The sequence below is a fragment of the Promicromonospora sp. NPDC023987 genome (genome assembly GCF_040639055.1).
Taxonomy (GTDB): Bacteria; Actinomycetota; Actinomycetes; order Actinomycetales; family Cellulomonadaceae; genus Promicromonospora.
On record NZ_JBEZZF010000111.1, the window covers coordinates 1 to 10,438 of the forward strand.

Below are 10,438 nucleotides of genomic sequence, written 5' to 3' on the forward strand. Positions count from 1 at the left end.
AACTCACTCTATTTCTAAATCTTTTTTTCGTAAATTTGTCAGGTGGTCGGTACCCCGGGGTGCCGACCACCTGACTATTTACCGACTACACGCGCCCGCGGCCCCGACGCGCCCGCGGCCCCGCTAGGCGGCCGCGAGCCCGCAGCTCAGCGCGCCCGCCGCTCCAGCCTGTCCAGGTCCAGCAGCACAACAGCGCGACCCTCGCGGCGGACCCATCCACGGGTCGCGAAGTCGGCCAGCGCCTTGTTCACCGTCTCGCGCGAGGCGCCGACGAGCTGCGCCAGCTCTTCCTGCGTGAGGTCGTGCGCCACGCGGATGCCGTCGTCGTTGGGCTCGCCGAACCGGGTCGACAGGTCCAGCAGAGCCTTGGCCACGCGGCCAGGGACGTCCGAGAACACGAGGTCCGCGAGCGTCTCGTTGGTTCGACGGAGGCGCCGCGCGAGCGCGCCGAGGAGCTGGGTGGCGACACCGGGGTGGTCGGCGATCCAGCGCACGAGCGAGTCGTGCCGCAGCTCGTAGACCACGGAGTCCGACACGGACGACGCCGAAGCGGTGCGGGGGCCCGGGTCGAACAGGGAGAGCTCACCGAACATCTCGCCCGGGCCCAGGATCGACAGCAGGTTCTCGCGGCCATCGCTCGACCGGCGACCCAGCTTGATCTTGCCCTGCGCGATGACGTAGAGCCGGTCGCCCGGCTCGCCCTCGCGGAAGAGCACGTCACCCCGGACCAGCTCCACGGGCACCATGGACTCGAAGAGCGCGCGGGTCTCTTCGCCTTCCATGTCCGCGAAGAGGGGGGCAGAGAGTACGACTTCGTCGTCCACCAGTGGTGTCCTCACGTGTCGGGGACTTTCGTCCATCAGTCTTTTCCACCTCTCAGTCTGCCTCAATGTCACGAGATTGCCGGGTTATCGGGGTCTCTCGTGGCGTCCGCGTGGCGTGCAGCCCACCGCGATCGTCCGCCTCAGGCGGGATGTCGGCTTTGCTCGGTGCGAAGGAGGACGCCCGTCCATAAATCCTAGGGGGTGTCACCTGGGGGTTTGGAACGGGCGTCCGACGTACCCCTCAGGGGACCTCGCGCTGCTCCGGCCCCACGTACTCGCAGACCGGCCGGATCAGCGCGTTCGCGGCGCGCTGCTCCATGATGTGCGCGGTCCAGCCCGTGATGCGGGAGGCCACGAACAGCGGCGTGAAGATGTTCGTGTCGAACCCGATCAGGTGGTAGGCCGGGCCCGCCGGGTAGTCGAGGTTCGGCTTGATGTTCTTGGCCGCGCCCATGGCGTTCTCGAGGGTGTCGTACAGGTCGAGCACCTCGGTCTGGCCGTAGTGCTCCGCGAGGTCGCCGAGCACCGCCCGCATGGTCGGCACCCGCGAGTCGCCGTTCTTGTAGACCCGGTGGCCGAACCCCATGATCTTCTTCTTGCTCGTGAGCGCGTCCTCGAGCCAGGCCTCTGCCTTGTCGGCCGAGCCGATCTCCTCGAATGTCGCCTGCACCGCCTCGTTGGCGCCGCCGTGCAGCGCGCCCTTGAGCGCGCCGATGGCGCCCGTCACCGCAGAGTGCAGGTCGGCGAGCGTCGAGGTGATGACGCGCGCGGTGAACGTCGACGCGTTGAACGAGTGCTCCGCGTACAGCACCATCGAGGCCTCGAAGGCCTGCACGACGGCGGGCTCCGCCTCCTCGCCGAACGTCATCCACAGGAAGTTCGCGGAGTAGCCGAGGTCCTCGCGCGGGTGCACTACCTCCTGGCCGCGGCGCCGGCGCTGGTCCAGCGCGACGACGGCGGGCAGGACCGCCCACAGGCGCAGCGACTTGGCGAGCTCCGCCTCGACCGAGGAGTCCTCGGCCTGCGGGTCGTGGGCACCCAGGATCGAGACCGCGGTGCGGCACACGTCCATGGGGTGGCAGTCCGTGGGCAGCTCGAGGATCGCGTCGCGGACGTTGTCCGGCAGCTCGCGGTGCACGCGCTCGGCCGCCGTCTGCTCGGTGAGCTGTGCGGGCGTCGGCAGCTCGCCGTGCCACAGCAGGTAGGCGACCTCCTCGAAGGTCTTCTTTGCCGCCAGCTCCTGCACCGGGTAGCCCCGGTACAGCAGCGAGTTGGTCTCGGGGTTGACCTTCGAGATCGCCGACGTGTCAGCGACGACGCCGGCCAGACCCTTGCGGATCTCCGTGGTCTCGGGCATGCGCACTCCTTCGTGTCCCGGCATTCAGTGTCAGGGCTTGTAGGTGAAGACGTTCGAGTCGAAGTGGTTGTAGGCCGCGTAGTCGGTGAGCTCGTAGAGCCGTGCGCGGGTCTGCATCTCGGGAACCAGGGCATCCTGGGTGCCCGACGCCGAGATGTGGTCCAGCGCCCGTTCGGCGGCACCCATCGCGATGCGCAGCAGGGTGACGGGGTAGATGACGAGCTGCGCACCGGCGTCGTGCAGCTGCTTCGCGGTGAAGAGCTCGGACTTGCCGAACTCGGTCATGTTGGCGAGCACGGGGACGTCGAGAGCCGCTGCGACCGCCTCGAACTCCGAGAGGTCCTGCATCGCCTCGGGGAAGATCGCGTCCGCTCCGGCGTCGGCCAGGGCCTTGGCGCGGTCGATCGCGAGCTTCAGGCCCCGGTCGCCCGGCTCCGTGCCGCGCACGTCGGTGCGCGCCATGATCAGGAAGTCCGGGTCGCGGCGGCCGTCGACGGCTGCCCGGACGCGGCGGACGGCGTCGCCGAGCTCGACGACCTCCTTGCCGTCCAGGTGGCCGCACCGCTTGGGATTGACCTGGTCCTCGATGTGGATGCCGGCCACGCCGGCGTCCTCCATGGTCTGGACCGTGCGGGCCACGTTCATCGGCTCGCCGAAGCCGGTGTCGGCGTCGGCCAGCACGGGCAGGTCCGTGACCCGGGCGATCTGCGCGGACCGGCCGGCCACCTCGGTCAGGGTGGTCAGGCCGATGTCGGGCAGGCCGAGGTCGGCCGAGAGCACGGCGCCGGAGACATAGACGCCGTCGAACCCCTTGTCCTGGATCAGCTTCGCGCTGAGCGGGTTGAACGCCCCCGGGAACCGCAGGATGTCCGGGCCGGCGAGGGCCTCGCGGAAGGCGCGGCGCTTGGCCGCCGGCGTGAGGTGGGAGTAGAGCATCAGCGGGCACCGAGCTCGAAGAGGCCCGTCGGGGCCTGGACGCTGTCCAGCACACCGGGCGCCGCGACGATCGTGAGCTCGCGGACCTCGGCGGGCGTGAGCTCGGGCAGGCGCTCGGCAAGGCCGAGGAAGCGCTCGATCTCGGCGTCCTCCAGGATGCCCGCCGCCAGGGTGCGGAACTTGCCGACGTAGTTCTCGCGCGCGAACGGGCGGGCGCCCAGCGGGTGGGCGTCGGCCACGGCGATCTCGCGCGTCACTACCTCGCCCGAGGTGAGCGTGATCTCGACACGGCCGCCGAAGGCCTTCTCCGCGGGATCGGTCGAGTGGTAGCGGCGCGTCCACTCCGGGTCCTCGGCGGTGGTGACCTTGCGCCACAGCGCCACGGTCTCGGCACGCTGGGCACGCTCCGGGGCGTACGAGTCCACGTGGTGCCAGCCGCCGTCCTGCAGCGCGACCGTGAAGATGTACGGGACCGAGTGGTCCAGGGTCTCGCGGGACGCCGTCGGGTCGTACTTCTGCGGGTCGTTCGCGCCCGAGCCGATCACGTAGTGCGTGTGGTGGCTGGTGTGCAGCACGATGCCCTGGACATTCGCGGGGTCGCGCAGCTCCGGCCGCTCGTTGCCGAGCGCGCGGGCCATGTCGATGACGGCCTGCGCCTGGTACTCCGCCGAGTGCTCCTTGGTGTACGTGTCCAGGATGCCGGTACGGGGCTCGCCGATCGCGGGGAGCACCACGTCGTAGGCGGCGTCGGGACCGTCGAGGAGCCAGGCGACGACGCCGTCCTCGCCCTCGTAGATGGGCTCGGGGGAGGTCTGGCCGCGCAGCGCGCGGTCCACGGCCTCGACCGCGAGCTTGCCCGCGAAGGCCGGCGCGTGCGCCTTCCACGTGGAGATCTGGCCCTTGCGGCTCTGCCGCGTCGCCGTCGTGGTGTGCAGGGCCTGGCCGATCGCCTGGAACACCGTCTCGGTGTCCAGCCCGAGCAGCGTCCCGATGCCGGCCGCCGCCGACGGGCCGAGGTGCGCCACGTGGTCGATCTTGTGCTTGTGCAGGCTGATCGTGCGGACCAGGTCCACCTGGATCTCGTAGCCGGTCACGATGCCCCGGAGCACGTCCCTCCCGGTGCGGCCGGCGTGCTGCGCCACCGCGAGGATCGGCGGGATGTTGTCGCCCGGGTGGGAGTACTCGGCGGCGAGGAACGTGTCGTGGAAGTCGAGCTCGCGCACGGCGACACCGTTGGCCCACGCGGCCCACTCGGGGCTGCTCGTCGCCTCCGGGGCGAGGCCGAACACCGTCGAGCCCGGCGTGTACGGGTGCGCCCGGGCCTGTGACCGGGCGGCGACCGCTGGACCACGGGTGAGGCTGGCGGCCGCGACGGCGGCGTTGTCGATCACGCGGTTGATCACCATGTCGGTGACCTCTGCCGTGGGCTCGACGGCGTCCGTGGCGAGCTCCGCGAGCTTCCAGGCGAGCTGGTCGGTGCGCTTCAGCGGCTCGGCGGACGGGTATACGCGCAGGTGGTGCGTGTACGGCATGGTGATTCTTCCTCGATTCACGTGGACCGTCGTGAGGTCCGGGTGCTGCCCGGACCGTGGGGTGGGGCATCGGGTGCGACAGCACGGCTTGTGGACGGCTTGTGCGCCCTCGACCTTCTCATACTCCGCGTCCTAGGTACACGGCGCCAAACCGGGCGGCAGGGCTCGACAGCCGAATGTCAGCAGGGATCGATAGTGTGACTGATGTGACCACTGTGAGGGAACGCGAACCCGAAAAGGCTGCCCCGAACGCGTCGGAGAGCCAGCTGGCACTCGTGCGCAGGGCACGGCGTGTCAACCGCCGGCTCGCGGAGACCTATCCGGACGCCCGGGCCGAGCTGGACTTCACGACGCCGCTGGAGCTGCTGATCGCGACGGTGCTCAGTGCGCAGACCACCGACGTCCGCGTCAACCAGACCACGCCGGAGCTGTTCGTCATGTATCCGGACGCCCAGGCGTACGCCGAGGCGGACCCGGGCGAGCTCGAGGAGATCCTGCGGCCGCTCGGGTTCTTCCGGGCCAAGGCGCGGGCCGTGATCGGCCTCGGCCAGGCGCTCGTAGAGCGGTTCGACGGCAAGGTCCCCGGCCGACTGAAGGATCTGGTCACGCTGCCGGGCGTCGGGCGAAAGACGGCGAACGTCGTGCTCGGCAACGCGTTCGGCGTCCCGGGGATCACGGTCGACACGCACTTCGGGCGCGTGGCACGGCGGCTGGGCCTCACCGCGGAGGAGGACCCGGTGAAGGTCGAGGCAGAGGTGGGTGAGCTGTTCCCCAAGAAGGACTGGACCACGCTCAGCCATCACCTCGTCTGGCACGGGCGGCGGGTGTGCATCTCGCGTAACCCGGCCTGCGGGGCGTGCAGCATCGCGGACCTGTGCCCGTCCTACGGGGCGGGCGAGACGGACCCCGACCGGGCGGCGAAGCTGGTGCGGCCGGCGCCGGTGCGCCCGGCGTCGGCGGGCCTGCCCATCGTCGCGCCCAGGTAGACCTACCGCGCCACCGGGCTCACCCGAGCCAGCCAGTCCAGCAGCAGCTCGTTCACCCGGTCCGGGGCCTCCTCGGGGAGAAGATGACCGGCGTCAGGGATCAGCTCGTAGCGCAGGTCGGGCGCCAGGGCGGCGGCATCGAGGTCGGCCCGCTCGGGTCGCACTATGCCGTCCTTGCCGCCCTGCAGCTGCAGCACGGGCACAGCCAGCCGACGACGCAGTGCCGCGCCGAACCGGCGCCCGTCCATCCGGGGTGTGGACCGTACGGCCCAGCGCAGCGCCTCCGCGGCGGAGTGCGCGGCGAACGGGATGCGCATCGCCGACCGGTACAGCTCGACGACGTCGTCGGGCGGCGGCGTGGCAGCGCCCAGCGCAAGTGTGCGTCGCACCAGGTCACCGTGGGTCAGCGCGCGCTCAGGCAGGGTCGGCACCTGCAGGTACGCGAGCTCGCGCAAGGCCGCCGACGTGAACGCGGCACTTCGGCGCAGGTGGACCTTGGCAGGATGTGGGCTGGCCAGCACGGCGACGGCCGCCGTCGTACCGGGGTGCAGAGCCCCCAGCGCCCAGGCGATCGTGCCGCCGGTGCCGTGCCCCACGATCACCGCGCGCTCGCGGCCCAGGGAGCGGACGATGCCCGCGACGTCCGCCGCCCGTGCCGGCACCCCATAGCCCGACGGCGGCTTGTCCGACCCGCCCACACCGCGCACGTCCATCGCCGCGACGCGGTAGCCGGCGTCGGCCAGGGCGGGGATCTGCGCGCGCCATGCCCACCAGAACTGGGGGTAGCCGTGCAGCAGGATGACCAACGGCGCGGACCGGCTCTCGCTGCCCGCGACCGCCACATGGAAGCGCGAACCGCCCGACGAGACGAACTCGTGCTGCCACGGGCCCTCGACCAGGGCACACGTGTAGTCGCTGGTGGCTGCCGTGCGGACGGCCGGTCGGGCCGAGAGTGCGGTCACGAGTACGAACCTACGCGCTCGGTGGTGGGTCTGCGCGATGCTCGGTGCCCTCCTCCCGCTGCCGCCGGGCGCTCTGTCCGCGTGCGCCTCAGTGGCCCCGGTGCGCGACCCGCTTGCCAGCGGGCCCCGCGTTCGGGTCGTCCGCGGAGCCCGCGTTCGGTGCGGGGGAGCCGACGGCGTCGGTCGAGCTGCTTGCCGGGCCGCCGGCAGCCGAGGGCCGGTCCGGCAGGTCGGCGGGCGCAGGGGGAGACGGCGGTTCCTCGGCCGCGCGCTGCTCCTTGGGCGGGTCGAACCGGTAACCGACGTTCCGCACCGTGCCGATGAGCTGCTCGTGCTCCGGACCGAGCTTGGCCCGCAGCCGGCGCACGTGGACGTCGACGGTACGGGTGCCCCCGTAGTAGTCGTAGCCCCAGACCTCCTGCAACAGCTGCGCGCGCGTGAACACCCGGCCCGGGTGTTGCACCAGGTACTTGAGGAGCTCGAACTCCTTGTACGTGAGGTCGATGGGGCGACCGCGAAGCCGGGCCGTGTAGCCGCCGGCGTCGATCGCGAGCTCACCCGCGGAGATCTCCTGCTGCGACTCCTCGGCCGGGCCGCGCGCCGAGCGCTCGACCACCAGGCGCAGACGAGCCTCGACCTCGGCGGGCGAGGCCGACTCCAGGAGCAGGTCATCGGCACCCCACTCGTGGGTCACGACCGTGAGGCCGCCCTCGGTGAGGATCAGGACGAGCGGCACCGTGAGCCCGGTGGCGTGCAGCAGCCGGCAGGTGGTCCGGGCGGCGACCAGGTCGCGCCGGGCATCGAGCAGGACGACGTCCGCGTCCGGGGCGTCGACGAGCGCCGAGGGCTCCATCGGCAGCACCCGCACCCGGTGGGACAGCAGTCCCAGCGCGGGTAGGACATCGGCAGACCCGCCGGTAGCGGGTGTGAGGATCAACAGCTCTGCCATTGACGCACCTCCTCTCGGAACCGGCGTCTTGCAACCGTCCCTGGCTCGGGTCTCGCTGTAACGAGACGTCCCGTCGCGGCAATCTGGCACTTAATTGGCTCTGCGGAAGTCTGCCCTGTTGCTTGTTGCGTGCATGTTACACGCCCTTTTCCTGGGGACCACCATGCCGGTCAGCACCCGTGACGCTCGCATGACGCGAGTGTCACGCGTCTCCTTCGGGCCTCTGTTCGGATGCCTGGCGTGCTGCGATTGAAGGAACGTGGGCAGACTCTGGAAAACTCTGGGTGTGTCCGTCTCCACCCGCGCCGTGACGACCGCTGCGCTCGCAGCCCTCGTCGCCGCAGCGTCCTACGTCCAGCCCCGGCCGTTGCCCCTCGTGGCGGCGGTAGTGGTCCTGGTGGTTCTCGTCGCGCTGGGCTGGCCGTCGCTGCTCCGGCTGCCCGCGTCCGGGAGCACCCGCATGGTCGTGGCGCTCTGCGGCATCGGCGGAGCGGTCGCTACCTACTTCACCCAGGGCGAGCCGGTGCTGAGGAACCTGCCGATCGTCCTGGCCGGTGCGGTGGTGCTCGCCTTCATCGCGCAGATGCTGCGCCGCGACGGGCGGCCCCAGCTCACCGAGTCGGTGTCGGGCACGGTCGCCGGCGTGGTCGCCGCCGTCGCGACCTCCGGCTGGATAGCCGCCGCGCGGTCCGACGCCGGTGCCGACCTGGTCGTGACCAGCGCGGTCGCGCTGGCGGTCGCCGCCGCCGTGTCGGCGCTGCCGGTACGGGGCTGGGTGGCGCTCGGGATCTCCGCGGTCGCCGCCGTGGCGGTGGGTGGCGCGGCCGGGACGCTGCTGCCGAACATCGACACCGTGAGCGGCCTCTGGTGCGGGCTGGTCTCCGGCGTCGTCGTGGGTGCGCTGCACCTGCTGCTGGAACGGCTGCCCGCTCGTGGCGCCCGGTGGGCGGGACTCTCGGCGAGCGCGCTCCCCGTGGCGGTGTGCGGCATCTTCGTGTTCGTCGTGGGCCGGATGGTCATCCTCTGACGCGTTCGCGCCTGAGGCCACCACGACGCCGTCGGGCCGCTCAGGACTGACGGATCATCTCGCCGGCGATCTCGATGCGGACCTTCTTGGCGACCAGGACGCCGCCGGCCTCGAGCGCGACGTTCCAGAGCAGCCCCCACTCCTCGCGATCGATGTCGCAGCTGCCGTGGAAGCCGAAGATGTCCTGACCGTAGGGGTCGTGGCCCACGCCGCCGAACTCGCACTCGAGCGAGACCGGGCGCGTGACACCGCGGACCGTGAGCAGGCCGTCCATGACGAGCTTCGTGAACGAGCCGTCGGGTTGCCGCGGGTCGTGCGGGGCGCGGCCCGCGGTGCCCGCCTTGAGCCGTGCCCACGAGAAGATGGGGTCCACCTGGGTCCGCATCCGAAAGCCGGTGCTGCGGAACTCGATGGTGGGGTGGTTCTCGGCGTCCAGGAAGTCCGGTCCGGACAGGTGCGTGTCCCGGTCGGGCACGTGCGTGTCGATCGACGCGGTCCGGATCGTGCAGGTGACCCGCGAGGCGAGCGGGTCCTCGGCGACGACGACGGACGCCTCGCCCTCGGCGAACTCGCCCCGCACGGGGCTGACCATCATGTGCATCGCGAGAAAGCCGAGCCGCTTGTGGTTCTGATCGAGCTGGTACACACCGGCCGCTGGGATGGTGATTCCATTCCAGGTGCGAGTTGGCAAAACTTCCATCTTAGCAAATTCTCCCATATATGCGGATGCATGCACGTTACCATCGGAGCGGCATCGGCAGGTCGGCATTTCGGCACGAGAAATACTGCCTGGGCCGGGTGTCGTGCCAAGGAAAACATGCGCCTGACCGTGCGCGAGAGCCAGGAACCCGCACTGTGACGGGCGTCATTGCAGGTGAGGACTTGTCTGGATGAGCAACTCACGGCATCGTGGGGTAAATGCTGGGACAGGTGATAGCGCTGGTCGTGCTCGTGCTTGGTACCGCCGCGCTCGGAGTGTGGTGGTCAGCACGCCAGGGGGCTGTGCGCGCGCCCAGGGAAACGCCCGCTGGAATCGACTGGGCGTCGTCCGGGGTCGCGCTCGCGGACCGGGTGACATTCGTGCAGTTCTCGGCAGAGGTGTGTGCCGCGTGCCGGTCCACCTCCCGGGTGCTCGGCGGGCTCACGGGGTCGGCCTCCGACGTCGGGCATCGTGAGCTCCTCGTCGACGACCACCTCGACCTCGTGCGCAGGCTGGGCGTGCTGCGTACGCCCACCGTGCTCGTGGTCGACGGCGGCGGGCAGGAGATCGCCCGGATGAGCGGCGTGGTGTCCGACACCCAGGCGCGCCAGGCGCTGCACCGGGTCCCGGCCGCGGTGGCCGAAGCGGACGGGGAAGGGCAGTCATGAGTGTGAGCAAGGGGATCGACCCGCGCGGGCCGCGGGTAGGGGCCAGCATCACGGCGGTGCTGCTGGCGGCCGTCGTGCTGCTCGGTGCGAGCACCGCCGGCCTGTGGCTGCTGACGTTCATCATGCTGAGCTTCGTGCTCGGGACGGTGCGCGGTGCCGAGGGCTCGTGGCAGGGCATGCTGTTCAAGAAGTTCGTGCGCCCGCGTCTTGGCCCGCCCGGTGAGCTGGAGGACCGCCGTCCGCCGCGCTTCGCGCAGGGGGTCGGTCTCTTCGTCACCGCGGTGGGCGTGCTCCTCGGGTTCTTCGGCGTCCTTCCGGCGGTGCCGATCGCGGCGGCCGTGGCGTTCGTCGCCGCGGCGCTCAACGCCGTCGTCGGGCTCTGCCTCGGGTGCGAGATGTACCTGCTGATGCGCCGGGCGGGCCTGGTCCGCGCCTGAGCGCACATCTCGGCTCGCGTAGTCGGTAAGACGTCAGGTGATCGGCAACCCGGGTTGCCG

The 10,438-nt window shown here is 70.9% G+C and carries 10 protein-coding genes and 1 pseudogene; 4 read left to right on the plus strand and 7 right to left on the minus strand.

What is annotated here, in order from left to right; translation table 11 throughout:
• Positions 1-146 precede the first annotated feature (146 nt).
• From AB0F40_RS26340 to AB0F40_RS26355, 4 genes are all read right to left on the minus strand, one after another.
• On the minus strand, positions 147-824 hold the full coding sequence (locus tag AB0F40_RS26340) for a Crp/Fnr family transcriptional regulator (protein WP_119141697.1): 678 nt from the start codon (positions 822-824) through the stop codon (positions 147-149).
• A gap of 241 nt (positions 825-1,065) precedes the next feature.
• Positions 1,066-2,181: a bifunctional 2-methylcitrate synthase/citrate synthase gene (locus AB0F40_RS26345; protein ID WP_357475012.1), complete on the minus strand. Its 1,116-nt coding sequence runs from the start codon at positions 2,179-2,181 to the stop codon at positions 1,066-1,068.
• A 30-nt stretch (positions 2,182-2,211) separates the two neighbouring features.
• Complete coding sequence (gene prpB / locus AB0F40_RS26350) at positions 2,212-3,117, minus strand: methylisocitrate lyase (RefSeq protein WP_357475015.1); 906 nt, start codon at positions 3,115-3,117, stop codon at positions 2,212-2,214.
• The gene (locus AB0F40_RS26355; RefSeq protein WP_357475018.1) at positions 3,117-4,649 is read right to left on the minus strand and encodes an MmgE/PrpD family protein; all 1,533 of its coding nucleotides are present in this window, start codon (positions 4,647-4,649) and stop codon (positions 3,117-3,119) included. The genes prpB and AB0F40_RS26355 overlap by 1 nt, the downstream gene beginning before the upstream one ends.
• A 206-nt stretch (positions 4,650-4,855) precedes the next feature.
• On the opposite strand from AB0F40_RS26355, the gene nth reads away from it, so the two are divergent.
• Positions 4,856-5,635, plus strand: coding sequence for an endonuclease III (nth, locus tag AB0F40_RS26360; protein WP_357475021.1), 780 nt, complete (start codon positions 4,856-4,858; stop codon positions 5,633-5,635).
• A gap of 2 nt (positions 5,636-5,637) precedes the next feature.
• Here nth and AB0F40_RS26365 read toward each other — a convergent pair whose 3' ends face one another.
• On the minus strand, positions 5,638-6,597 hold the full coding sequence (locus AB0F40_RS26365; protein ID WP_357475025.1) for an alpha/beta hydrolase: 960 nt from the start codon (positions 6,595-6,597) through the stop codon (positions 5,638-5,640).
• 265 nt (positions 6,598-6,862) lie between these two features.
• Positions 6,863-7,546: pseudogene (locus AB0F40_RS26370) on the minus strand (response regulator transcription factor); the annotation flags it as partial.
• A gap of 286 nt (positions 7,547-7,832) precedes the next feature.
• On the opposite strand from AB0F40_RS26370, the gene AB0F40_RS26375 reads away from it, so the two are divergent.
• On the plus strand, positions 7,833-8,573 hold the full coding sequence (locus tag AB0F40_RS26375) for a hypothetical protein (protein WP_357475028.1): 741 nt from the start codon (positions 7,833-7,835) through the stop codon (positions 8,571-8,573).
• A 40-nt stretch (positions 8,574-8,613) separates the two neighbouring features.
• Here AB0F40_RS26375 and AB0F40_RS26380 read toward each other — a convergent pair whose 3' ends face one another.
• Positions 8,614-9,219, minus strand: coding sequence for a YceI family protein (locus AB0F40_RS26380; RefSeq protein ID WP_357475032.1), 606 nt, complete (start codon positions 9,217-9,219; stop codon positions 8,614-8,616).
• Positions 9,220-9,491: 272 nt separating this feature from the next.
• On the opposite strand from AB0F40_RS26380, the gene AB0F40_RS26385 reads away from it, so the two are divergent.
• On the plus strand, positions 9,492-9,941 hold the full coding sequence (locus AB0F40_RS26385) for a thioredoxin family protein (RefSeq protein WP_357475035.1): 450 nt from the start codon (positions 9,492-9,494) through the stop codon (positions 9,939-9,941).
• A complete protein-coding gene (locus AB0F40_RS26390; protein ID WP_357475040.1) occupies positions 9,938-10,378 on the plus strand; it encodes a DUF4395 domain-containing protein in 441 nt (146 codons plus the stop codon). The genes AB0F40_RS26385 and AB0F40_RS26390 overlap by 4 nt, the downstream gene beginning before the upstream one ends.
• Positions 10,379-10,438: the final 60 nt, after the last annotated feature.